24 protein-coding genes are annotated in these 22,838 nt (G+C 68.7%); 12 read left to right on the top strand and 12 right to left on the bottom strand.

The annotated features are described in order from the left end of the window. Positions 1-10 precede the first annotated feature (10 nt). The 5 genes from BST38_RS08780 (at position 11) to BST38_RS08760 (ending at position 3,968) form a co-directional block, all read left to right on the top strand. The gene (locus tag BST38_RS08780; protein WP_083142890.1) at positions 11-1,435 is read left to right on the top strand and encodes an aminotransferase class I/II-fold pyridoxal phosphate-dependent enzyme; all 1,425 of its coding nucleotides are present in this window, start codon (positions 11-13) and stop codon (positions 1,433-1,435) included. Between the two features lie 88 nt (positions 1,436-1,523). After that, a complete protein-coding gene (locus BST38_RS08775) occupies positions 1,524-1,877 on the top strand; it encodes a VOC family protein (RefSeq protein ID WP_083142889.1) in 354 nt (117 codons plus the stop codon). A 32-nt stretch (positions 1,878-1,909) separates the two neighbouring features. Next, positions 1,910-2,536, top strand: a complete 627-nt coding sequence (locus tag BST38_RS08770) for a TetR/AcrR family transcriptional regulator (protein ID WP_083142888.1) — start codon at positions 1,910-1,912, stop codon at positions 2,534-2,536. 87 nt (positions 2,537-2,623) lie between these two features. Further along, positions 2,624-3,178, top strand: a complete 555-nt coding sequence (locus BST38_RS08765; RefSeq protein WP_083142998.1) for a nuclear transport factor 2 family protein — start codon at positions 2,624-2,626, stop codon at positions 3,176-3,178. A 4-nt stretch (positions 3,179-3,182) separates the two neighbouring features. Next, the gene (locus BST38_RS08760; RefSeq protein ID WP_083142887.1) at positions 3,183-3,968 is read left to right on the top strand and encodes an SDR family NAD(P)-dependent oxidoreductase; all 786 of its coding nucleotides are present in this window, start codon (positions 3,183-3,185) and stop codon (positions 3,966-3,968) included. Here the strand turns inward: BST38_RS08760 and BST38_RS08755 are convergent. After that, complete coding sequence (locus tag BST38_RS08755; RefSeq protein ID WP_083142886.1) at positions 3,965-5,146, bottom strand: cytochrome P450; 1,182 nt, start codon at positions 5,144-5,146, stop codon at positions 3,965-3,967. The genes BST38_RS08760 and BST38_RS08755 overlap by 4 nt on opposite strands. 44 nt (positions 5,147-5,190) lie before the next feature. Here BST38_RS08755 and BST38_RS08750 point away from each other — a divergent pair, with 44 nt between their 5' ends. Further along, positions 5,191-6,042: a TIGR03619 family F420-dependent LLM class oxidoreductase gene (locus BST38_RS08750; RefSeq protein WP_083142885.1), complete on the top strand. Its 852-nt coding sequence runs from the start codon at positions 5,191-5,193 to the stop codon at positions 6,040-6,042. On the opposite strand, the gene BST38_RS08745 is transcribed toward BST38_RS08750, so the two are convergent. Together BST38_RS08745 and BST38_RS08740 are read right to left on the bottom strand one after the other, a co-directional pair. Further along, positions 6,035-6,457 (bottom strand): VOC family protein, encoded by a 423-nt coding sequence (locus tag BST38_RS08745; protein WP_083142884.1) that lies wholly within the window; start codon positions 6,455-6,457, stop codon positions 6,035-6,037. The two genes, BST38_RS08750 and BST38_RS08745, sit on opposite strands and share 8 nt — an antisense overlap. 2 nt (positions 6,458-6,459) lie before the next feature. Then, entirely contained in the window at positions 6,460-7,230 is a 771-nt protein-coding gene (locus BST38_RS08740; RefSeq protein WP_083142883.1) for an SDR family NAD(P)-dependent oxidoreductase, read from the bottom strand. A gap of 93 nt (positions 7,231-7,323) precedes the next feature. On the opposite strand from BST38_RS08740, the gene BST38_RS08735 reads away from it, so the two are divergent. Then, complete coding sequence (locus BST38_RS08735) at positions 7,324-7,995, top strand: nitroreductase family protein (RefSeq protein WP_110781703.1); 672 nt, start codon at positions 7,324-7,326, stop codon at positions 7,993-7,995. On the opposite strand, the gene BST38_RS08730 is transcribed toward BST38_RS08735, so the two are convergent. The 5 genes from BST38_RS08730 to BST38_RS08710 are packed head-to-tail and all read right to left on the bottom strand — an operon-like array spanning position 7,958 to position 12,076. Then, a complete protein-coding gene (locus tag BST38_RS08730) occupies positions 7,958-8,899 on the bottom strand; it encodes a TIGR03564 family F420-dependent LLM class oxidoreductase (RefSeq protein WP_083142881.1) in 942 nt (313 codons plus the stop codon). The genes BST38_RS08735 and BST38_RS08730 overlap by 38 nt on opposite strands. Before the next feature lie 4 nt (positions 8,900-8,903). Then, the gene (locus BST38_RS08725; RefSeq protein WP_083142880.1) at positions 8,904-9,758 is read right to left on the bottom strand and encodes an SDR family NAD(P)-dependent oxidoreductase; all 855 of its coding nucleotides are present in this window, start codon (positions 9,756-9,758) and stop codon (positions 8,904-8,906) included. Then, entirely contained in the window at positions 9,755-11,089 is a 1,335-nt protein-coding gene (locus BST38_RS08720) for a cytochrome P450 (RefSeq protein WP_083142879.1), read from the bottom strand. The genes BST38_RS08725 and BST38_RS08720 overlap by 4 nt, the downstream gene beginning before the upstream one ends. Further along, positions 11,086-11,292, bottom strand: a complete 207-nt coding sequence (locus BST38_RS08715) for a ferredoxin (RefSeq protein WP_083142997.1) — start codon at positions 11,290-11,292, stop codon at positions 11,086-11,088. Before BST38_RS08715 ends, BST38_RS08720 begins: the two co-directional genes overlap by 4 nt. Positions 11,293-11,332: 40 nt before the next feature. After that, the gene (locus BST38_RS08710; RefSeq protein WP_083142878.1) at positions 11,333-12,076 is read right to left on the bottom strand and encodes an SDR family NAD(P)-dependent oxidoreductase; all 744 of its coding nucleotides are present in this window, start codon (positions 12,074-12,076) and stop codon (positions 11,333-11,335) included. Positions 12,077-12,150: 74 nt separating this feature from the next. On the opposite strand from BST38_RS08710, the gene BST38_RS08705 reads away from it, so the two are divergent. Then, complete coding sequence (locus tag BST38_RS08705) at positions 12,151-12,969, top strand: mycofactocin-coupled SDR family oxidoreductase (protein ID WP_083142877.1); 819 nt, start codon at positions 12,151-12,153, stop codon at positions 12,967-12,969. Between the two features lie 2 nt (positions 12,970-12,971). Here the strand turns inward: BST38_RS08705 and BST38_RS08700 are convergent, their stop codons facing one another. Further along, positions 12,972-14,570, bottom strand: a complete 1,599-nt coding sequence (locus BST38_RS08700; protein ID WP_083142876.1) for a GMC family oxidoreductase — start codon at positions 14,568-14,570, stop codon at positions 12,972-12,974. Positions 14,571-14,692: 122 nt separating this feature from the next. Here BST38_RS08700 and BST38_RS08695 point away from each other — a divergent pair, with 122 nt between their 5' ends. The 4 genes from BST38_RS08695 (at position 14,693) to BST38_RS08680 (ending at position 18,566) form a co-directional block, all read left to right on the top strand. Next, complete coding sequence (locus tag BST38_RS08695; protein ID WP_083142875.1) at positions 14,693-15,760, top strand: S1C family serine protease; 1,068 nt, start codon at positions 14,693-14,695, stop codon at positions 15,758-15,760. A gap of 35 nt (positions 15,761-15,795) precedes the next feature. Continuing rightward, positions 15,796-16,878 carry an ATP-dependent DNA ligase gene (locus BST38_RS08690; RefSeq protein WP_181791963.1) on the top strand — a complete coding sequence of 361 codons (1,083 nt, stop codon included), beginning with the start codon at positions 15,796-15,798 and terminating at the stop codon, positions 16,876-16,878. 49 nt (positions 16,879-16,927) lie between these two features. Beyond that, complete coding sequence (locus BST38_RS08685) at positions 16,928-17,803, top strand: LLM class F420-dependent oxidoreductase (RefSeq protein WP_083142874.1); 876 nt, start codon at positions 16,928-16,930, stop codon at positions 17,801-17,803. A 115-nt stretch (positions 17,804-17,918) separates the two neighbouring features. Next, complete coding sequence (locus tag BST38_RS08680; RefSeq protein ID WP_083142873.1) at positions 17,919-18,566, top strand: MBL fold metallo-hydrolase; 648 nt, start codon at positions 17,919-17,921, stop codon at positions 18,564-18,566. Here BST38_RS08680 and BST38_RS08675 read toward each other — a convergent pair. From BST38_RS08675 to BST38_RS08665, 3 genes are read right to left on the bottom strand one after another with little or no spacing between them, the layout of a single operon-like run. Continuing rightward, positions 18,547-20,253, bottom strand: a complete 1,707-nt coding sequence (locus BST38_RS08675) for a diol dehydratase reactivase ATPase-like domain-containing protein (protein ID WP_237160710.1) — start codon at positions 20,251-20,253, stop codon at positions 18,547-18,549. The two genes, BST38_RS08680 and BST38_RS08675, sit on opposite strands and share 20 nt — an antisense overlap. Beyond that, positions 20,250-20,579, bottom strand: coding sequence for a diol dehydratase small subunit (locus tag BST38_RS08670; protein ID WP_083142871.1), 330 nt, complete (start codon positions 20,577-20,579; stop codon positions 20,250-20,252). The genes BST38_RS08675 and BST38_RS08670 overlap by 4 nt, the downstream gene beginning before the upstream one ends. Beyond that, positions 20,576-22,828 carry a propanediol/glycerol family dehydratase large subunit gene (locus BST38_RS08665; RefSeq protein WP_083142870.1) on the bottom strand — a complete coding sequence of 751 codons (2,253 nt, stop codon included), beginning with the start codon at positions 22,826-22,828 and terminating at the stop codon, positions 20,576-20,578. The genes BST38_RS08670 and BST38_RS08665 overlap by 4 nt, the downstream gene beginning before the upstream one ends. Between the last annotated feature and the right edge of the window lie 10 nt (positions 22,829-22,838).

Below are 22,838 nucleotides of genomic sequence, written 5' to 3'. Positions count from 1 at the left end.
ACGTGACCGCGTGCCCACCGATCCACGAGGCCTGCGCGTCGAGGCACCGCTGCTCGACGCGTGGTTGCGGTTCTACGAGAACCCGCCGACGCCGTTCACGATTCCCGGCCACAAACAGCGCCACGATCTGGTCGGGGACGTGGTGGCCGGCGACGTCCCGCTTTACGCCGGACTCGACACGATGAAGCTCACCGCCGGCGTGCTGGCCGACGCCGAGTCCCGCGCGGCGCGGTTGTGGGGTGCGGACGTGTGCCGGTTCTCCGTCGGCGGCGCGACGCAGGCGAACCAGGCGCTGGCGTTGACGCTCGGTTCCGCCGCAGGCGGTTCGGTGGTGGTCAGTCGCACACTGCACCGGTCGATGCTGCTCGGGCTGGTGCTGGCGGGGCTGACGCCGCTGTGGGTGCGCCCCGAGATCGACCCGGCGACGGGTCTTCCGCTGGGTGTGGCCGCTGCGTCCGTCGACGCCGTGCTGCGTGCCCACCCGGAGGCGACAGCGGTGCTCGTCGGCGATCCGTCCTACGTGGGCACCGTCGGTGACGTCGCCGCGCTGGCGGACACCGCGCACGCGTACGGCGTGCCGCTGATCGTGGATGCGGCGTGGGCGGCCCACTTCGGATTCCATCCCGAACTGCCCCGGCATGCTCTGCAACTCGGCGCCGACGCGATGGTCGTCAGTGCGCACAAGACACTGCCTGCGTGGAGTCAGGCGGCGTTGGTGCTCGCCAACAGTGAGCGGATCGATCCGGCACGGCTGGACGCGGGCGTGGACGCGACGCACACGACCAGCCCGGCGGGTGCGATCCTGGCGAGTATCGACGCGGCCAGGGCGCTGCTGGAACGCGACGGGGAAATGCTGCTGGGCGAGGCGATCTCGGCGGTGCGACGGGCCCGGGAGAGGTTGTCCGATGTCGACGGACTGGTGGTTCTCGACGGTCCCGGGGTCGAGCCCCTGAAGCTGACGCTGGTGCTGCCGGGTACCGGGGCCGACGGCATCGCCGTCGAAAGTGATCTGCTCGCCGCGGGTCTTCCGGTGGAGGCCGCCGAGCGGGACACGATCGTCGCACAGGTGTCGTTGGCGGACACGACGGAGTCGCTGACGCGGCTGGTCGATGTGCTCGTCGACTCCATCGCGCGGCACCGCGGGCCGTCGCGCCCGGTCATCACCGGGGCGGCGTACGCGGTGACGCCGGTCACCGAGATGGCACCGCGTGCCGCGTTTTTCGCAGCACGTGAGGCGGTCGCGCTGCGCGATGCGATCGGCCGGGTCAGCGCGGAGCTCGTCGCACCGTATCCCCCGGGTATCCCGGTGCTCGCCCCGGGTGAGCGGGTCACCGCCGGCGTACTCGAGGCGCTGCACAGCGCCCGGTCGGCGGGCGTCCGCATCGCCTACGCCGCCGACCCGGCGCTGGAAACGTTGCGGGTGGTGAAGGGGTAAAGAGACGAAAGTCCCTAGATACGAGAAGAACTCGCGTGTCATTCTGGGCACCGTCCCAAAGGGGCGTTCGACATCGAGGAGACCACCCATGAGCGACCACGAAGTCAAGATGATCATCCTGTCCACGGACGACCTTGACCAATCGATCGACTTCTACACCGAGACGCTGGGGATGTCGCTGAAGTTCCGCGACGGAGCCCACTTCGCCGCCCTCGACGGCGGGCCGGTGACCCTCGCACTGGCGACATCGGTGGACCATCCGATTCCGGGCCAGGTGGTGGTCGGGATCAAGACCGCCGATGTGGATGCCGCGGCCAAGGCGATCGAGGCCAGTGGCGGGGGCATCGTGAAGGGTCCCTACGACGACGCACACGAGCGCCGAGCAGTGGTCTACGACAACAAGGGCAACGGGTTGGTGTTCTACAAGCCGCTCAACCGCTGAGTCAGGACCCGACGGGGTGACAGAATACGTCCATGGCGACCTCGTCGCGGCGCGTCGGCGCTGAAACCTCCAAGACCAGAGACACGCTGCTCGACTGTGTCGAGACGATGATGCTCGAGGAGGGCTACGCCAGCGTCACCTACCGCGCGCTGGCGGCCAAGGCCGGGGTGACCCCTTCCCTGGTGCAGTACTACTTCCCGACCCTCGACGACGTCTTCATCGCCGCGATCCGGCGCTACTCCGAGCGCAACCTGGCCCACCTGAACAAGGTGCTGGAGAAGCGTGCCGACGATCCGCTGCGGGCGCTGTGGGAGTACAGCTGGGACGAGGCCACCGGCACCTTGATGACGGAGTTCATGGCCCTGAGCAACCATCGCAAGTCCATTCGCACCGAGATCGCCACGGTGACCGAGAGTGTGCGCACGCTGCAACTCGACGCACTGACCGCGAAGTTCGGTGAGGGCGCCCGGCCCTGGGGAGACCTGTCCCTGCCCGCGTTGCAGCTGCTGCTGTCGAGCCTGCCGAAGTTCCTGAACCTGGAGAAGGGCGTCGGTGTCGAGATGGCGCACGCCGAGTTGGTCGAAGCTTTCGAGGGCCACCTGGATTCCATCGAGCCACCCGCCACCCGGAAACCTACCGCGCGCAAGCGGTCCCGGTAGATCACCGCGTCGCGAAGTCGGTATATCCCCACACCCCGATGTGCTATACAAGTGTACAAACACGGGCACTGCGGCGAAGGGACGACGTTGACGAACACCGACGAGCTCGAGGAGCTGCGCAAGCGCGTGCAGTACCTGGAGGACCGCACCGCGATCCTCGACTGCGTGATGAACCAGGCCCGCGGACACGACCGTCACGACGCCGACCTGATGGGCAGCGTGTACTTCGACGACGGCGTCGACGAGCACGGTCCTACCGTCAAAACCGGCCCCGAATACGGTGATTGGGCCAACGAGGCACACACCGCGGTGTTCGAGGACCACCTGCACAACATCACCACCCACACCTGCGAGATCGACGGCGACGTCGCCCATGCCGAGAGCTATGTGATGGGCGCGATGCGGGTCAAGGGCGGCAAGATCGTCTCGCTGATGGGCGGCCGCTACATCGACCGACTGGAACGCCGCGACGGCGTCTGGAAGATCGCGCTGCGCCGCTGCACCATCGAATGGATGATCAGCGGCGACTCGTCGATCCTGGGCAAGGGTGCGGTGCGGGGGTTCATCAAGGGCAAGTGGGACACGACCGACGCGTCCTACCTGCGCCCGCTGAAGCTGGACGATCCCGTCGACCGGTGGTGACGGTGTGAAACTCGCGGGACGCGTCGCGCTGGTGACCGGCGGCGCGTCGGGTATCGGCCGCGCGACCGCCGTGCGATTGGCCGCCGAGGGCATGCGGGTGTGCGTCGTCGACATCGACGGCGCTGCCGCCGAGGCGGTCGCCGGACCACTCGACGGGATCGGATTGCGCTGTGACGTCGCCGATCCCGACCAGGTCGACGCGACCTTCGCGTCGTGCGTCGCCGGTTTGGGCGGGCTGGACCTCGCCTTCCTGAATGCAGGCATCACCATCGACTGGTCGGGCGACATCGGCGCCCTCGACCTCGCCCAGTACCGGCGCTCGGTCGGGGTGAATCTCGACGGCGTGGTGTTCGGTGCGCGGGCGGCCGTGCGCACCATGCGAGCACTGGGCACCGGCACCGATCGGGCGATTCTGGCCACCGCGTCCCTGGCCGGGCTGATGCCCTGGCATCCCGACCCGGTCTACTCGTTGGGCAAGCACGGCGTCGTCGGGTTGATGCGCTCGATCGCGCCGAACCTCGCCGCCGAAGGCATTGCGGTGCACACGATCTGCCCAGGGATCACCGAGACCGGGGTGCTCGGTGACCGGCGCTCGCTCGTCGAACGCATCGGGGTTCCTGTGATGGAACCGCAGGCCGTCGCCGACGCGGTGATGGCCGCGTTGGCCGCACCCCCGGAGTCAACCGGCACGTGCTGGGTGGCTCAGCACGGAAAACCGGCGTGGGCCATGGAGTTCGCCCCCGTGCCGGGTCCCGACAGCCGGCTCAACGTGCCGGTGCGCCCCCGCTAGCCGACGATCGCGGGCATCGAATCCCAGCCGCGCACCGTCGCTGTCGGGGCGCGCACGGCGTTGCGCTCGTCGATCGTCCAGTCCGGCCAGCGCTTCAGGATCTCCTCCAACGCGATCCGGCCCTCGATGCGGGCCAGCGACGTACCGAGGCAGAAGTGCGCCCCGCGCCCGAACGTCAGATGGTTCGGGTTGCGCCGGATGTCGAAGACGTCGGGATCGGCGAACCGGCGTTCGTCCCGGTTCGCGGCACCGGCCATCAGCAGCAGCGCGCTGCCTGCCGGCACCGTCTGACCGTGGTACTCCACATCGTTGGCGACATACCGGGCGATGTTGTGCACCGGCGGCTCCATGCGCAGGATCTCCTCGATCGCCGACGGGATCAGCGACGGGTCGGCCGCCAGTTCGCGGCGCGCATCCGGATGATCGGCAAGCATCTTGCCGAGCCAGCCGAACAGCCGGCCCACGGTTTCGGTTCCGGCATTGGCGATGACGCCGAGGAACACCAGCAGTTCCTCGGTCCGCAGTTTGCGCCGGCTTCCGTCGACGTCCTCGAACTCGACGTTGAGCAGTTCGGTGACGAGATCATCGGACGGATTGTCCTTGCGCCATGCGACGTAGTCGCGAAACATGTTGCCGTTGAAGTAGTTGTCCTTCTTCACCGGGAGCGGTTCCCCGGGCTTGTTGCGCAGTCGCGCCCCGGCGACCTTGCGGACGCTGCGCTGCAGCGAGTCCGGCATCCCGACCAGCATGCCGATCACCCGCATCGGCATCTCGGAGCCGAGGTCGAGCGTGAAGTCGAAGCGGTCTCCGCCCCGAAGCGGGTCCAGGCACGCCTGGCAGAACGCCCTCACCTGCTCCTCGATGGCGTTCATCTTGCGCGGCGTGAACGCCCGCGACACCAGCAGCCGGTGCACGGTGTGCAGCGGCGGGTCCTCGTTGATGAACACCCCGTCGGGCATCACCGGTTCGGCCTTGACGACCTCGAGGATGTCCCCCTTGGCGTTGCTGAGGTTGTCGACGTCCTTGAGCGCGGCGTCGACCTCGGCGAACCGGCTCAGCGCCCAGAAGTCGAACTTCTCGTTGTAGTACAACGGCGCCTCGTCGCGCAGCCGCTTGTACACCGGATACGGATCGACGTCGATCTCGACGTTGTAGGGGTCGTAATACACGCCACTCACTTGTACGATCGTACAGCACCGCGGGACCGATCGAGGGAGAGTCGATGCACATCGGATTCGTCAGCATGAACACCCCGGCCGATACGGCTCCGGACGTGTTGGCGCGCGAACTGGAACAGCGTGGCTTCGAATCGATGTGGGTCGGCGAGCACCCGCAGATCCCGGTGTCCGCCGCGGGTTCCATGCCGCCGGCTCTGCTGCACGCCCAGCAGCGGATCTGGGATCCCCTGCTGTCCTTGCTGGTTGCCGCACAGGTCACGTCCACGCTGCGGCTCGGCACCGCGGTCGCGCTGCCGCTGGAGCACGAATTGTTCACGTTTGCCAAGCAAGTGGCGACACTGGACCAGTTCAGTGGCGGCCGGTTACTGCTCGGCGTCGGCGTGGGGGTGCGCGCCGAGCTCGCGGTGTCGAGTGAGATCTCGTGGGCGGACCGCTACCGGGCGCTGGCGGACATGGTCGCCGCGCTGCGGACGTTGTGGACGCAGGACGAGGCGTCGCACCGCGGCGAGTTCTTCGACTTCGAACCGGTCTGGAGCCATCCCAAGCCGCAGCAGCAGCCGGGACCGCCACTGCTGGCCGCGGCCACCGGGCCGAAGGCGATCGGCGAGTGCCTGCCGTGGGCGGACGGGTGGCTACCCGGCGATGCCGCATACCGCGATCTCCCTGCGGCCCTGCAGGACTTCAGGAGGCGGGCCGAGGACGCCGGCCGGGATCCGGCCGCGCTGGACCTGACCGTGATGGCGTGGGGGGACCCGTCGGAGAACCGTCTTGCCCGGTACCGCGACCTCGGGTTCACCCGGGTCGTGGTCGGCGGCGGCCTTCGGGACGGCAACGACCCCTCGACCACATGGGAGTTCCTCGACCGCTACGCGGCGATGGTCCCCGGCCTCAGGTGACCGGACGCACCTTCTCGTTGACCAGTTCGATCAGTTGACCATCCGGATCGCGGACCATGCACGCGAATCCGCCACCCGGGTCGGCGACGACGGCTCCCCCGGCGGACGTCACCGCGTCCCGCGCCGCGGCGAGATCCGCGACGGCGATGGACAGGTGGGTCAGCCCGGCCTGGACCAGGCCGCGCTCGGGCTCGTCGGGGGCCGGGTATCCGGAGAACGTCAGCAACTGCAGCACGACACCTCCGTTGCGCAGGTACACCGCCTCGAAGCCGATCGGTGGCGCCAGCCCCAGCAGACCCTCGGCCATCTGATCGGGCACGGTCAGGCGTTTCACCTCGGTGAATCCAAGGGCGGTATAGAACTTCAGGGACGCGTCGAGGTCACGCACCCGGACGCCGATGTGGCTGACGTCCATGGTCACACCCCCGCCGGGCCGGGGCCACCGTGCATGTACAGCGTCTGCCCGGAGCAGTAGCTCGATGCGTCGGAGGCGAAGAACAGCACGCCGTAACCGATCTCGTCAGGCTCGGCGATCCGGCCGGAACCGTTGGTCTGCCCGATCATGTCGATGTCGAATCCCTGCCGCTTCGCGTCGGCCTCCAGCCCGGGAGTGCGGACCGCGCCGCAGGCGATGCAGTTGACCCGCACACCCTTTCGCGTCCACGCCGCGGCCATCGACCCGGTCAGATTCTGCAGACCGGCCTTGGCGGCGCCGTAGATCGGCGCCTGGGGCATGGCCAGCAGCCCGGCGCCGGACGAGATGTTGATGATCGCGCCCCTCTTCTGATCGATCATCGGCTTGGCCGCGGCTCGCGACAGATACCAGGCGCTGGACAGGTTCAGGTCCAGCACCTGGTGGAACTCCTCGTCGGTCCACTTCATCAGTGATTTCGTCTCGCCGCCGCCGGCGTTGTTGAGCAGCACGTCGAGCCGGCCGAACTCCGCCAGCGTCGAGTCGACCAGAGCCTGGCATGCGTCGGCGTCGGTGACATCGGTCGGCACCGCGAGCGCGCGCCTCCCCAGCGCCTCGATCGCGGCGGCGGTCTCCTTCAACGGCTCGGCGCGCCGTCCGGCCAGCACCACGTCGGCGCCGTGCTCGGCAAGCACCAGCGCCGAGGCGCGCCCGATGCCGGTGCCGCCGCCGGTGATGACCGCGACCCTGCCTTCCATCGAAAACCTGTCGCTCACAGCATCACTCCCATCGCTCGCCGAACGTGCAGTACGACTGTACAGCATGTGTGGTGCTGGACACCCCGGCTTGAGTCGAGTACACCAATGGACATGCCGCATCCGACCGACGACGTCTGGGAAGTGCTGTCCACCGCGCGTTCGATCCGTCGGTTCACCGATGAGCCTGTCGACGACGAAACACTGAATCGCTGCCTGCAGGCGGCGACCTGGGCACCGAACGGCGCGAACGCGCAGCTGTGGCGGTTCATCGTGCTCGACGGCTCCGAACAGCGCGCCGCGGTCGCGCAGGCGGCCAAGATCGCCTTGGAATCAATCGAATCCATCTACGGCATGACGCGTCCGGCCGCCGGCGACGACAGCCGTGCCGCCCGCAACAACCGGGCCACCTACGAATTGCACGACCGCGCCGGTGAGTTCACCTCGGTGCTGTTCGTCGCGTACAAGAACGAGTTCTCCTCGGAGTTCCTGCAGGGCGGTTCCATCTACCCGGCGCTGCAGAACTTCTACCTCGCGGCCCGCGCGCAGGGGCTCGGCGCGTGCATCACCAGCTGGGCGTCCTACGGCGGCGAGAAGGCCTTGCGCGAGGTGGCCGGGATCCCCGACGAATGGTTCCTCGCAGGCCACGTCGTGGTGGGCTGGCCACGGGGTAAACACGGTCCGGTGCGCCGTAGACCGTTGACGGACGTGGTGTTCCGCAACCGCTGGGATCCCGACCGCGCCGACATCACCTACGGGCGCGGGGCCCGGCCACGGGGTCAGTGACCTGACCTTCGGCCGCCAGCGCCGCGAGCAGCGCCCTGGTGCGTTTCACCGATGCCGAGCGCTGCGCCCGATCCGATCCCACCGCCACGGGCTGTGCCCAGACGTCGGTGGCACCCGCGGCGATGAGTTCTTCGAGCTGGCGCGTCACCGCCGCTTCGTCGCCGACGATTCCGACGTCAGCGGCTGATGCGCCGCCTCCGGCGCGGATGATGTTCTGGTAGTTGCTCATCCGCTCGTAACCACCGGCCGTCGCGGCGATCGCCTCACGCGCTTCCCGGGGGTCGTCGTGCACCGCGACGGGCAGCCCCGCGACGATGCGGCCGCCGGCGACCGCCGGGGCGATCCGCTCGGCGATCACCGCCGCCGACGCCAGCCACAACACCACGCCGTCGGCATACTCGGCGGCGACACGCAGCATCCGCGGCGACAGCGCCGACAGCAGCACCGGCACCGGGTGGTCGAGCGCCGCCATCCGGCCGGCGCTGTGCACGCTCCAGTCCGTGCCGTCGAGGTCCACCTCGTCGCCGGCCAGCAGCGCGGTGATGATCTGCAGGTACTCACGGGTGTTGCGGACCGGATGGTCGTAGGACAGGCCGAGCACATCGCGCACGATCGGCTCGTGGGACGGCCCGATACCCAACGTCAGCCCGGGCCGCCCCATCGCGTTGACGGCCGCGGCAACCCGGTTCGCCTGCAGCAGTGGATGACACGGATAGGTCTGCAGTACCGCGGTGCCCAATTCGATCGACGCGGTGGCCCGTCCGGCGATCGCCATCGCGACCAGCGGGTCACCGGCGACCGCGCTGGCGTACCAGAGTGCGGCGAATCCGTCGGCCTCCGCCTGCTGGGCCTGCGCGACGATCTTGTCGACGGAGGAAGCGCCTCCGGTCAGTCCGATCCGCATGCCCTCATCGCATCACATGAGCGCACTGCGCGGGCGGATGCACATCGAAAAGGTCGCGGTACGACGGGGGTTGACGACCATCCTCGTCGGTGATCCCGTACTTGACGGCCAACTCGGCCCCGATCAGGGTCTGGCCGCTCAGCGCCATCACGTCCGGATCTGCGTGCAGCGCCCAGATCACGTGTCCGGTCAACTCCGGGGTTTCCGCGGTGTCGAGGATGTGGCCGAACTTCGCCGGGTTGCTCGCGATGATCCCGCGCACCCGGTCGGTGAGCAGCGATCCCATCCAGATCGACACCGCGGCGATACCCACGTCGCGGAAGTCGTAGGCCATATCGGCAGCCATCTTGTCGGTGCCGGCCTTCGGGACGCCGTAGGCGGGTCCGAACGCGTAGTGCACCGCACCCGAGGACGACGTGAACACCACCAACCCCGTGCCGTTGGGCACCATCAGCGGCGCGGCGTACACCGTGGCGACATAGCTGCTCCGCAGGCCGACGTCGAGCGTGTCGATGACGTTGATCGGTTCTTCCCAGAACTTGGTGCGCCCCATCATCTCGTCGCGGATGACGGCCGCGTTGTTGACCAGGATGTCGATGCGACCGTGGTCGCGGGCGACCTGATCGAACAACGCCGCTACCTGCTCGTCGTCGCCGTGGTCGACCTGAACGGCGATACCCTCGCCGCCGGCGGCGGTGACCTTGGCGGCCGTCTCGCCGATGGTCCCCGCCGCGGAGCCACCCGACTCGACGGTGCGGCCCGTCACGTAGACGGTGCAGCCGTGCATTCCCAGCGCGTGCGCGATCCCGACACCGGCGCCGCGACTGGCCCCGGTCACCACCGCGACGGGACGGCTCATACCGTCTCCTCGATGCGCGCGGCGTCCTTGAGCTCGGTGATGGGCCGTGCCAAACCTTGCTCGTCGCCGACCTTCTGGAGCCTGGCGACGGTTTCGGCGACGCCTGCGCCCAACCGGGGCCCCGGCGTGAACTCGGCGGGCAGGTGCCGCATGCCCTGGATCACGCCGATGCTGTCGTAGTGCACGGTGCCCTCGACCAGGCAGCGGTAGTCCGGCATCCGGTCCAGCACCGCGGTGAGCATGGACTTGAAGACCGTGCGGGCCACGTTCGAGCCGATGCAGCGGTGCACGCCGAGACCGAAGCTGAAGTGCCGGTTACCCTTACGATCCAGGATCACCTGGTCCGGGTCGCCGAACACGGCGGGGTCGCGGTTGGCCATCGCCCAGGACAGCCACAGCCGCTGGCCTTCGCGCAGCTCGATGTCGCCGAGGGACATGTCCTCGGCGATGGTGCGGGCATCACCGGGCGCCGGGGTGAAGTACCGCAGGAACTCCTCGGTGGCGGGGTTGAGCAGTGTGTCGCGTTCGGCACTGAGCCGGGAGCGCTGATCGGGATTGTCGGACAGCCATTCCAGGGCGTGTGCGGTCAGCGCGGTGGTGGTGTCGAATCCGCCGCCGATCAACAGGTTCAGCATGCCGATCAGCTCGATGTCGGGCGGGGCCTCGCGGTCGATGCGCAGGCGCGCCAGCGCGTCGATGATGCCGGGACGGGGGTTCTCCCGGATCTCCATCAGGTTGGTGAACAGGTCCACGCCCATCGCCAGATACATCTCCCGCACCCGGTCGGCGTCCGGGGAGTCCGGCGGCGTGTACACCGACGCGTGCGCCGGCTCGTTGTAGAGCTCCCATTTCTCCAGCGGCACACCGAGCATCGCGAGGGTGAGCACCGCGGGCACCACGTTGGCCAGGTCGTCGACGAAATCGATGCGCCCTGTTTCGATCTGGTCGTCGAGGCAGGCGCGGACGATCTCGTCGACGAACGGTTCCCAGCGCTTCACCGCCGCCGGGGACAGATACGGGTTCAGCGCGGTGCGGTAGAGGCGGTGCTCGGGGTCGTCCATCTCGAGCATACCGCCGCGGAAGCCCTCGGCCTCCACCATCCGCGGGATCGAGATGCCCTTGTATCCGCGGCGTTCGTTGTTGACGTCGTGATCGTTGGACACGTGCGGGCAGCGCGCCAGCTCGAACACCGCGTCGCTGCCCGCGGCCACCCAGTGCCCGTCGTAGGTGTCCGTCCACGCCAGCGGGCACCTCTGGTGCATCTCGTGGGTGATGTCGAGGAACTTGTCGCGATAGTCGGGGGCGTGCCGGTCGAAGTGGTAGTTCGTCATCGCGGGCCCCCGTCGGTCAGCAGGATCGCCTGCTCGGGGCAGGAGCGGGCAGCCTCGGCCACCGAAGCGTGGTGATCGTCCGGGACCTGCCCGGATACGGCGTGTGCATGACCGTCGACGTCGTCGAGCACGAACGACTCCGGCGCGATCATGGCGCACAGGGTGTGCCCCTGGCACCGGGAGGATTCGACCTCGACCCGCATCGTCACTGCCTTCCTGGTTCTGTCGTTCGGTGATCGCCGGTCAGACGACCGCACCGCCGTTGACACCGATGACCTGACCCGTCACATATCCAGCCGCCTCCGAGCACAGGAACGCACACACGGCGGCGACGTCCTCGGGTGCGCCGACCCGGCCGGCCGGGATCGCCTGGGTCAGATACTCGTCCGGCGGGAGTTTGCCCTCAGCCTGCTGCCGGCGCAGCATCGGCGTCTCGATCGCGAACGGCGGCACCGAGTTCGCGGTGATGCCGTACTTCGCATAATCCCGCGCGACGGTCTTCGTCAGGGCGATCACCCCGCCCTTGGTGGCCGAGTAGTGCGCCTGCCGCGGCGCGCCTTGCTGGCCCGCCGCCGAAGAGATCGTCACGATCCGGCCCCATCCCGCCGCGACCATGTCCGACAGGGCGGCGCGCAGGGTCAGGAAGGTCCCGGTGAGATTGACCGCGAGATAGCGGTTCCACTCGTCGAGGGTGATCTTGTCGAGGCGGGTGAACCCACCCATCGCGGCGCTGGTCACCAGGATCTCGGTCGGCCCGAATTCGGTTCGCACCATACTGAATGCGCGATCGACCGCGGCCTCGTCGGCGACGTCCACCGCGATTCCGACGGCCTGCGCACCGTGGCCTCGCAGGTCGGCGGCGACCTTGTCCGCTGCGCCCGCGTCGAGGTCCAGGACGGCGATCCGGTGGCCTTGCGCGGCCAGGCCGGCGCAGATCGCCTCGCCCAGTCCCGACGCCCCGCCAGTCACCACCGCTACACGACTCACCGCATCTCCTCACGCCGCTGTACGGATGTATAGCACACGCTCTATGCTCGGACCAACAGATCCGAAGGGTTGAGATGAACGCACAACGCAGGGTCGCGGTGCTCACCGGCGCCGCACGGGGGCAGGGCCGTAGCCACGCGGTGGCACTGGCCGAACAGGGCATCGACATCATCGCCGTGGACCGGTGCGCCGATATCGAGTCGGTTCCGTACCCGCTGGCGACCACCGCGGATCTCGACGAAACCGCGAAACTCGTGCATGAGGCCGGCGCCGACGTCGAGACCGTGGTCGCCGACGTGCGTGACCTGAACGCTCTGCAGGCCGGGATCGATCGCGGCATCGCCCGATTCGGCGACGTGGACATCGTCATCGCCAACGCCGGCGTGGTGGCGATCGGGCGCCCGGACCCCACCGACGATCAGCTCTACCGCGACATCGTCGATGTGAACCTGCTCGGGGTCTGGCACACCATCGCCGCAACGGCGCCGTCGATGATCCGCCGCGGCACCGGAGGGTCCATGGTGCTGATCAGTTCGATGCAGGGCCTGGTCGGCCGCGGCGGCGACGGCAGCGCGGCGACGTTCGCCTATGCCGCCTCCAAACACGGTGTCGTCGGCTTGATGCGGTCGGCCGCCAACGCGTATGCCCCGCACAATATCCGGGTCAACTCGATCCATCCGACCGGAGTGGCGACGCCGATGATCTTCAACGAGCACATGGCCGAGGTGTTCGCGGCGAACCCCGAGGGCAGCGCGATGTCGGGCAACCTGCTGCCGGTGCCGTTCGTCGAACCCAGCGATGTGAGCGCCGCGGTGCTGTATCTGGTCAGTGACGGCGCCCGATACATCACCGGCACCGCGCTACCCGTCGACGCCGGCTTCGCCGTGATGTAGCTTCAGCGTCCGTTCAGCATGAAATCCGCAGCGCGCCAGGACATCGCCATGATCGGGCCGTTCAGATTCCCGGCCACCATCGTCGGAAGCACCGAGCAGTCCACCACCCGCAACCCCTCGACACCCCGCACCCGCAGTTGGCTGTCCACCACGTCGTCGTCGTTCGGCCCCATCGCGCAGGTACCCACCGCGTGGTAGCCGCAGTATCCGCCGTCGAGGGCGGCATCGACCAGTTCCTCGTCGCTGTCCACCCGGGGGCCGGGATAGGTCTCGTGGCTGATCCGCTCGGCGATCGGGGACTGCTCGAAGATCGACCGCATCCGGCGCAACAGGTTCGCCGTCGCGGTGCGGTCATGCTCGGAGGCCAGATAGTTCGCGTCGATCCGCAACGCACCTGCGGGATCGGCCGACGTGATCTCGACCGAGCCCTGCGAGGTGGGGCGCAGAACCATTCCGAGGCAGGAGATTCCGGGCTCACGCTCGATGACCACCGGCTCGCCGGTGTTGTACGGCGGCAGTGTCCACGGACCCATCATCACCTGACCGTAGGGCCGCTCGCCGTCGGGGTGATCCTTGACGAATCCGACGATGTCGAATGACGGTGCGGCCAGCGGGCCCTTGCGGGTGGCCAGATACTTCACGCCGGTGATCGCCTGGCCGAGGCTGGTCGCGAGCAGCTTGTTGTAACCCAGGTCGTCCTTGAGCCGGAAGCGTAGGGTGGCACAGCGGTGTTCCCGCATCCGCCTGCCGACGTTGTCGCGGTCGGCGAACACCGGCACCCCGGCAGCGACCAGCACGTCGCGAGGCCCGATACCGGAGAGCTGCAACACTTTCGGGGTGTTCAGGCTGCCCAGCGACAGCACCACCTCCCGAGCGTGCAGCTGCTCGACGCCGCTTCCGACGCCGACCTCGACACCGACGGCCCTTTCACCCTGGAACAGCACGCGCCGGACCAACGCACCCGTGCGCACCGTCAGGTTCGGCCGGTGCAGCGCGGGCTTCAGGAACGCCGTCGCCGCGCTGACGCGCAGTCCGCCGCGGATCGTCGACGTCGCGTATCCGATTCGCTCGTCATCGGACTCGTTGATGTCACGCACCCGCGAGATGCCGGCCGCGGCCGCGGCGTCGATCATCTCCTCGCACAGCGGGTCGGGGTCGCGCGGCACCGAGATGTGCAACGGACCGCCGGACCCGCGGGTGGCCGACGCGCCGAACTCGTGGTTCTCGAAAGCCTTGAAGATCGGCAGGATGTCGTCCCAGCCCCAGCCCTTGTTGCCCAGCTGCTCCAGGCCGTCGTAGTCCGCGCGTTGGCCGCGGTTGTAGATCATGCCGTTGATCGCGCTGGACCCGCCGAGGACCTTGCCGCGCATCCACTGTTCGACATGGGGCTTCGGGCCGAAGGGTGTGGTCTCGTAGTGCCACATGTGCCGTTCGCTCTCGAACAGCTTCCCGGCCCCCTTGGGAATGTGCAGCCACAGGTTGCGGTCGCCGCCGCCGGCCTCCAGCAGCAGCACGCTGTTCCTGGGGTCCGCGGACAGGCGGTTGGCCAGCACGCATCCGGCCGAGCCGGCCCCGGCGATGATGTAGTCGTAGCGCGTCACTGCCACCTCGTGTTTCTCCGTGCCCGGGCGCTGTACGAACGTATAGTACGCGGCGCCGGGCGCTGCGGTACAGAGATCGGCCGGCACGCTTGGCACGACCTGATGCCGGGTAATTTGACAAGGTGAATTGGGCACCGGTTGCCGCGACGGGAGCGGCAGTGCTGTTGTTGGCGGCGTGCGGCGCGCCCGCACCGCAGGATGGGTCGACGTCGGCGTCGCCGCCGGCGAACACGACCTCCGCGGACCCCGTACCGACCGGTGCCCCACAAACCGGTGCGGCACCGGCGGGCGGCCCCCTGGCGGCGGGCTTCGCCGATGTGGTGGAGCAGGTCAGCCCCAGCGTGGTCACCATCCAGATCGATGGCGGCGTCGGTAGCGGGGTGGTGCTCCGTCCCGACATCATCGTCACCAACGCCCACGTCGTCGGGAGCTCCCGGCAGGTCACGATCGGGTTCGCCGATGGCGCCAGCGTCACCGGGCAGGTGCTGGCCACCGATGAGGTGACCGATCTGGCGGTGGTTCGCTCCGAGCGTGGCAACCTGCCAGTGCCCGAGTACCGCAGCGAGTTGCCTCGCCCGGGAGACATCGCCATCGCCATCGGGAGCCCACTCGGGTTCGAGAACACTGCGACGCTGGGCATCATCTCCGGGCTCAACCGCAACATTCCGGACTCTGCCCTGGAGAGCGCGTCCCTGGTGGACCTCATCCAGACCGACGCGTCCATCTCACCCGGCAACTCCGGCGGCGCGCTGCTCGACGCGGACGGACGGGTCGTCGGGGTCAACGAGGCCTACATTCCACCGACGGCCGGCGCGGTGTCGCTCGGCTTCGCGATCCCGACCGCGACGGTCCTCGACGTCACCGAACAGCTGCTGCGCACCGGCCGCGCGACACATCCGTTCCTCGGCGTCTCCACGAGCCGGCTGACCCCGGCGATCCGGCGCGAACTCGGCGTCCCGGTCGACAGCGGCGCGCTCGTGCGCGGAGTCGAGCCCAACAGCCCGGCGTCTACGGCGGGGGTGCGCCCCGGAGACGTCATCGTCGGCCTCGGCGACGATCAGGTGAAGTCGGTGGAGGATCTGCTCGGGGCGCTGCGTCGCAGCCGACCCGGGACACCGCAGTCGCTGGTGGTGATGCGCGGTGGACAGCGCGTCACGTTGCAAGTGACCGTCGGATCGCGCGGTGGTTGAACCCTGGACACGCCCCGGGTGTCCACAATGAAGCGGTGAGGCTGCCCGTGATGCCACCCGTGTCCCCGATGCTGTCGAAATCGGTGGGAGAGATTCCGACGGGTGCGTCCTATGAGCCGAAGTGGGACGGGTTCCGCTCGATCGTGTTCCGCGACGGCGACGAGGTGGAACTCGGCAGCCGCAACGAACGACCGATGACCCGGTACTTCCCCGAGCTCGTCGCCGCGGCCCTGGCAGAACTGCCGCAGCGCTGCGTGGTCGACGGCGAGATCGTCATCGCCACCGACGGCCGGCTCGACTTCGAGGCGCTGCAACTGCGGCTGCATCCGGCGGCGTCGCGGGTCGCGATGCTGGCCGGTAGGACGCCGGCGTCGTTCATCGCGTTCGATCTGCTGGCTCTCGGCGATTCCGACCTCACGTCGCGGCCGTTCCACGAGCGGCGCGCGGCACTGGTCGACGCGCTGGCAGGCGCCGGGCCGACCTTCCACGTCACGCCGGCGACGCTGGACCGCGGCACCGCCGAGGTGTGGTTCGACGAGTTCGAGGGCGCCGGGCTGGACGGGGTGATCGCCAAACCGCTCGACGGGCTGTACCTGCCGGATAAGCGGACGATGTTCAAGATCAAGCACCAGCGGACGGCCGACTGCGTGGTGGCGGGCTACCGGCTGCACAAGTCCGGCGGCGACGCGGTCGGGTCGCTACTGCTGGGGCTCTACGACGCCGACGGCTCGCTGGCGTCGGTCGGGGTGATCGGGGCGTTCCCGATGGCGCGCCGGCGGGAACTGTTCGCCGAGTTGCAGCCGCTGGTGACCACGTTCGACGAACACCCGTGGAACTGGGCGGCCCACGTCGACCCGGACGTGGCGCGCCGCCACGGTGGCGGGTCGAGGTGGAACGCCGGCAAGGATCTGTCGTTCGTCCCGTTGCGGCCCGAGCGGGTCGTCGAGGTGCGCTACGACCATATGGAAGGCCGAAGGTTCCGGCACACAGCGCAATTCAATCGCTGGCGACCGGACCGGGAGCCACGGTCGTGCACCTACGAGCAGCTCGATCAGCCCGTGCGGTTCAGCCTCGACGACATCGTCCCCGGCCTTGGCGGTTCTTCGCCCCGCGGCTGAATTGCTGCCAAACCGGAATGACCGCCCCGGATAACGTCTTGAATCGGACATGGATCTCGGACTCAGCATTCCCATTCTCGACATCGACGGTGGCACCGCGGCGATCGGTCCCGAACTCGCCAAGGTCGGCACGGCCGCGGAAGCGGCAGGCGCGAACTCCCTGTGGTTCATGGACCACTTCTTCCAGATCGAGCCCACGGGGCTGCCCGCGGAAGCCAACATGCTGGAGGGCTACACATTGCTCGGATACCTCGCCGGGCACACCTCACGGATCAGCCTCGGGCTGCTCGTCACCGGGGTGACCTACCGGCACCCCGGCATGCTCGCGAAGACCGTGACGACGGTGGATGTATTGTCCGGTGGCCGCGCGGTGCTGGGTATCGGCGCGGCATGGTTCGAACGCGAGCACGTCGGCCTGGGCGTGCCGTATCCGCCGATCTCGGAGCGGTTCGAACGGCTTGAGGAAGCGCTGCAGATCTGCGACCAGATGTGGGACCCCGACAACAACGGCGCATTCGAGGGCAAGCACTACCAACTGCAGGAGACGCTGTGCAACCCGCAGCCGATCAACCGGCCCAAGGTGCTGATCGGAGGTGGCGGAGAGCGCAAGACGCTGCGACTGGTCGCCCAGTACGGCGACGCGTGCAACCTGTCCGGCACTTCGCCCGACGAGGTCGCCCACAAGCTGCGCGTGCTGAACGACCATTGCGACAAGCTCGGCCGCGACTACAGCACCATTCGCAAGACGATCATGGTCAACGACCTCAGCCCGGCGCCCGACACCGCGGACGAATTCGTTCGCAGCATGGGCGATTACGCAAAGCTCGGTATCGACGAGGTGATCGTGTTCCCGCCGACCGGTTCACCGGCGAAGTGGATCGACAGCATCGCCCCCGCGGTGAAGCAGTTGGCCGAGCTGGGCTGAGTTCCCTCCGCGAGCAGTCACAATCTCCGGCGTGTCCCACCCGACACGCTGGAGTTTGCGTCTGCTCGCCAGAAGATCTTGACCTGAACAATTGTTGAGGTTGCAGCCTGGATCCATGAAACAAGTACTCACCGATCTCTGGGAAACCCGCACCGACTCACCGTTTCCGGGCCTGACGACACACGCCTACCTGTGGCGGCCGTCGAACGTGCTCTTCTACTCGCCCGCCACCGACGCGGAGTTCGACGACCTCGCCGGCCTCGGCGGCGTCGACGACCAGTACCTGTCACACCGCGACGAGGCAGGTCCGATGCTGACCCGCATCGCCGAGCGGTTCGGCTCCACGCTGCACGCCCCCAAGGACGACCTGACCGACATCAGCAAGCACGCGCACGTCGACGTGCCGGTCACCGGGCGCTACGTCGACTACAACGGCGTCGAGATCGTGCCGACCCCCGGCCACTCCCCCGGCGCGGTCTGCTACCTGGTCGACGGCGCAGACGGCCGGTACCTGTTCACCGGCGACACCCTGTTCTGCAGTCCGCAGGGACATTGGCAGGCCGGCTACATCGAGGGATTCCACCAGCCGGCCGACGCCGAAACGATCGCCGAAAGCCTGCGCACCCTCGCCGAGCTGACCCCCGACTACGTGATCTCCAGTGCTTTCCAGGGTGATTCGGCGGTGCACCGGATCGACGCGGGCACCTGGCGCGGGCACATCGCGCACGCGGTCGACGGTCTGCTCACCGCTGCGCGTACATAGCGACCAACCCGCGCGCCACCGCGAATCGCGGTCCGTGCACCCCGTCGATGTCGGCGCGTCCCACCACGATGGGGACACCGCGCAGCGTCTCGCCGACGGTCCGCATCAGCTCGTCGTCAAGTGCGCCTCCGCCGGCCAACACCATTGCGGTGGGCGGTCTTTCGAACGCGGCGAGGCAGCGGGCGATGTTCGCCGCGACGGTCTCCTGTTTGATCGCCAACCGCAGGCTGCGCCATTCCTCGGCCGCCAGCCGATTCGAGAAGGGCACCAACCCCGCGCTCCCGCGCGTGCACAGCCTGCCGATCGCGTCCGACGACGCCGGGGCGTTGAGGAAGACGCGCCGCCCGTCCTCCTCATGCGCGACGTGCGGGCCCTCCACCCGGATCGCCGGGCTCCGCTTGACGGTCTCGGCCAGCGCGAGCGGGATGCCCAGTACCCGCGCGACCGCGACCGTGATGGACTCACCCGCTCCCGCGGCGACCACCGTGCAGTCGGCCCCGATCACATCCACTGTGCCGCCGCCGATATCGCAGACCGCCGAACCCGCGGGTATGCCGGGAGTGGTGCGCGCGCCCCAGGCGGCCGCCTCCGGTTCGGAGCTCAACGTGCGCGCGGGGCGACCGGTCAGCTCGCTGAGGGTGTGGGCTGCGTCCGCGGCTTCCTCGGCTGCCAGAAGCGCCACCACGGTGCCCTGTGTATCGGCGACGCCGCGGCGCAGCCACGCCCCGTTGTCGATCGACGCGAGGTCGGTGAAGAACGCGTCGTGGACGGCCAGGCCGTCGGCTGCGGTGGGCACCGCGCGCAACCGGAGACCGGTCACGCACCCCGGGACCGAGCGACGCAGCACCGGGTGCGCGTCGGCCGGGGTGTAGCGCACCGCGGCCCCGTCCACCCTGACGTCGACGTAGTCGTCGTCGGGTTCCGGTGGCGGGGGCGCGCCGGTGCGCGGGGTCACCGCGATCGCTGCGGAATCGGCGAGCTCACGGCAGAATTCGGCGACGTCGACCAGTCTGTCCGGCGGCAGCCGAAGCGCCGACGACAGCGCGATCGGATCCGCCATCGCCCGGTAGGACCGGCCCTGCTCGACCACCTCGACGGCGACGAGCGCACCGCGCTCCAAACCCGTCAGGTCCACCTCGTCGACCACGGGCACGTCCACCGTGATCCGGTTGCTGATCAGCACCGCGTCGTCCTGGGCGGCGAGTACGCCGCAGACCCGCCAGCCACGCGCGACGGCCGAGTTGATCTCCCGCGCCGCCACCTCGAAGTCGGTGCTCTCGTCCACCGAGATCACGACAGGCCCGTCGAGGACATCGGATTGCAGATCAGCGAGCCGAACATGCGCTCCGACACCATGTCCGGATCCTGCCGGCGTGGACGCATCGGGACGCCGCACGCTGCGCACGGGGGCCGACGGTGAGTAGGCGGGCGGTATCGGCGCAGTGGCGGTGTCGACGGGCCGTAACGCCGACAAGAGCAGTTCGTCGGCGCGGCAGCCGGCGTCCACCTCCACTTTGTGCAGCAACGCGGCCGCCCCTTGCAGGGATTCGGCGCTCCCCTTGCGGCCCCGGGTCGGAGCCTGTCCGTGCGCGACCGTGGTCACCGCCCCGTCACGCACGCGGGCCAGCACGATCTCGGTCGTGTGGTTGCCGATGTCGATGCCGGCGACCGTACGCGCAGGCGTCAACGCAGCAATCCGCGCCGAGCGTAGACAACGGCGGCCTGCTCGACGAGCGCGGCACATCGCGGTGCCCCCCGGGCGATCAGCGACTCCTGCAGCTGCGCCAGCTCGACCGCCGTCGACCGATGGGGCCGCAGCGCCTCGTACAGCGCCATCACCTGTTCGTCGTCGATGGTGGCCAATTCTGCTGCCCGCAGGAAGTTCTCGGCGAGTTGCGGGTTCCCGCCCATCCGCGCGACGTCCGCCTGATGTTTGAGTACGGCCGGATCCATCCGCAGATCCCCGAGACCGAGTTTGCCGTCGACGGCATTCTGGACGGTTATCTCGTTCATGGATTCCCCACCTTCACCGTGACCGGCGGTCGGCCCGGCTCGCACGCCTCGCGCTCCAGCGCGACGAGCGCCACCGCCCGGGCGTGATAGCGCGCCGAGATGGACTCGTCCGTGCCGCCGGTGAAGATCGGCACCGGGGCCATCCCCTTGGCGTGGCGCGCGGCGTTCTTACCGAGTTCGCGATACATCTTCGCGGTCAGCAGCGGCGCGACGCTGAACAATTCCAGATTCGCCAGCGGCGCCAGGTCGCGGCGATGGATCAACGCAGTCCCTTTGCCCTGCAAGCCGATTCCGATGCCGGACCCCGACAGCCGGGCCGCGGTCAACCCGATCAGGCCGGTGTCGATGGTGGAGCGGACCCGCACCGTGCGGGCGATGCAGCCCTCCTCTTCCAGCCCCGCCGCGATCTGCCGCAGCACCTCACCGACGGTCAGGCCGCACAGCGTGAGCCACACGCTGCGGCCCCAGGCCGGCGACAGCCCGACGCAGACCTCCCTCGGATCGCTGCCCTGCTGCGCGGGTTCGACCTCGGTGACAAGCACGTGACCGCGGTGGTGCTCCTGGTCGACGGTCAGCTCGGCCCCGCTTCGGGCCTGCCGGATCCCGTCGATCTCGGCGCGCCGCGCATCGGTGATGGCGTAACCGGTTGCCGGGCCGCGGTAGTCGTTCGGGTCGGTGATCTTGGACAGCACCCGGAACTGCTCGTCGAAGATCGCCGAGGTCTGCAGCTGATCCCCGCGCAACCGCTCCCGGGTCAGAGTGGTGATCGCCTCGGCCTCCTCGGCGAAGCCGGTGCGGTGCAGCGAGGCGATCACGTCGAACACCGTCAACTGCCGTGCCTCGATGGAGGCCGCCGCTTCGGCGACCATCTTCGGATGGCCGGCGGGAAGATCGCGGGAACCGTTGGCGGCCACCACTTGCTCGACACGGGCGTCGTCGTAGTCGGCCAGGCCCAGGTCCCGGTAGACGGCCTGAACCGCCTTGGCCGCCCGCCGCCGCACCGTCTCCAGATGCTGCGGCGACACGGTGCGCAGGCCGCCGTCGGCGCCCCAGTCGCGTTGCAGCACAAGGAAGTCGTCCATGTCGTCGGCGTTGAAGTTCGACAGCGCGAACGCGTTGTCGTAGCGCGGGATGGAGCCGAACCCGGAGAAGATGAAGTCCGCACCGGCCAGCAGTACCGGCAGGGTGTGCGCACTGCGCCGGATATCCGATTCGGAGATTAGGTTGTCGTTGCCCGCGCACGACTCGAGATCGCGCAGCATCACCATCAGGTTCTCGGCGAGCAGTTCCTTCATGCCCTCCGGTACCGACGCGACCACACCGACCCCGTCGATACCGCCGTTCTGCACCCCCTGGGATCCCAGCGCCCGCGCCAGCGAGACGCAGCGGGACTCCAGATACAGGATCGAGCACATCTGCGCCGCACCCATCAGGACTTCGGCACCGCCGCCGCTGGTCACCCGCATCTTCAGGCCGCGGGACGCGTACGCCGAGGTCAGGATCGCCTTGCTGAACGGGGTGTCGTCACCGTCGGTGAACACCTGCTCGGTGCCGTAGATGGAGATGGTCTCGGCGTAGCTGGTCAGCCCACGCAAACCGAGCCGCAGCTCGAGCGCCTCTTCGATGGAGCACTGCGCCATCGCGCCGGGCGCCCCGACCTGCGAACCGATCAGCAACGCCACCGCGTTCGACGGCGCATCGCCGAGCACCGGCACCGTCGTCTCCACCTCACGGAAGCCATAGGCGACCGCACTGGCCGCGTCGGCGGCGATCAGCAGCGGATCGTCGAGCTGGTTGGTGACGTGCGCCTGGTTGCTCGGCGTGCGGCGGGCCCGCATCTTGACCATCGCCATCTGCATCTCCACCGGTGACAGCAGCGCGACGACACGGGCGAGCTTGGCGGGGGTGGTGCCGCCGATCAGCCGCACCACCTCCGCCCGCGGCACATTGATGTCGACCACCATGCGCGCCAACGTCTCGTCATCGAGCGCCATCGCCTCGTCGGCGACGGCGAGATCGATGCCGTACCGGGCGATGAACTCGTCGATGACGTCGAATTCGGCGATGTCCTTGCCGTCGAGTTCTGTGACGCGCGGACCACCGTCGCCCCACTGGATCGTCAGCGAGGGCGACGGGTCGTGCGGGCTGCTCATCGCGACCAGCCCGAGTGCGGCGTCGGGGACGCTGAACCCGTCGAGATTGACAGGTTTCGAGTTCAGGACCCGAAACCTGCCCAACTCGTCAGCCACTGAGGCGTCC

The sequence above is a fragment of the Mycolicibacterium parafortuitum genome (genome assembly GCF_002086815.1).
Taxonomy (GTDB): domain Bacteria; phylum Actinomycetota; class Actinomycetes; order Mycobacteriales; family Mycobacteriaceae; genus Mycobacterium; species Mycobacterium parafortuitum.
This window is presented reverse-complemented; position numbering and strand designations above follow the sequence as displayed.

Excerpts from the sequence above, each read along its gene's own strand:
- BST38_RS08720 (WP_083142879.1), bottom strand. The coding sequence starts at position 11,089 with ATGACGAACTACCACTTCGACCGGCACGCCCCCGACTATCGCGACAAG.
- BST38_RS08730 (WP_083142881.1), bottom strand. The coding sequence starts at position 8,899 with ATGCGGATCGGACTGACCGGAGGCGCTTCCTCCGTCGACAAGATCGTC.
- BST38_RS08705 (WP_083142877.1), top strand. The coding sequence starts at position 12,151 with ATGAACGCACAACGCAGGGTCGCGGTGCTCACCGGCGCCGCACGGGGG.
- BST38_RS08750 (WP_083142885.1), top strand. The coding sequence starts at position 5,191 with ATGCACATCGGATTCGTCAGCATGAACACCCCGGCCGATACGGCTCCG.
- BST38_RS08680 (WP_083142873.1), top strand. The coding sequence starts at position 17,919 with ATGAAACAAGTACTCACCGATCTCTGGGAAACCCGCACCGACTCACCG.
- BST38_RS08775 (WP_083142889.1), top strand. The coding sequence starts at position 1,524 with ATGAGCGACCACGAAGTCAAGATGATCATCCTGTCCACGGACGACCTT.
- BST38_RS08725 (WP_083142880.1), bottom strand. The coding sequence starts at position 9,758 with ATGAGCCGTCCCGTCGCGGTGGTGACCGGGGCCAGTCGCGGCGCCGGT.
- BST38_RS08770 (WP_083142888.1), top strand. The coding sequence starts at position 1,910 with ATGGCGACCTCGTCGCGGCGCGTCGGCGCTGAAACCTCCAAGACCAGA.
- BST38_RS08745 (WP_083142884.1), bottom strand. The coding sequence starts at position 6,457 with ATGGACGTCAGCCACATCGGCGTCCGGGTGCGTGACCTCGACGCGTCC.
- BST38_RS08685 (WP_083142874.1), top strand. The coding sequence starts at position 16,928 with ATGGATCTCGGACTCAGCATTCCCATTCTCGACATCGACGGTGGCACC.
- BST38_RS08670 (WP_083142871.1), bottom strand. The coding sequence starts at position 20,579 with ATGAACGAGATAACCGTCCAGAATGCCGTCGACGGCAAACTCGGTCTC.
- BST38_RS08715 (WP_083142997.1), bottom strand. The coding sequence starts at position 11,292 with ATGCGGGTCGAGGTCGAATCCTCCCGGTGCCAGGGGCACACCCTGTGC.
- BST38_RS08735 (WP_110781703.1), top strand. The coding sequence starts at position 7,324 with ATGCCGCATCCGACCGACGACGTCTGGGAAGTGCTGTCCACCGCGCGT.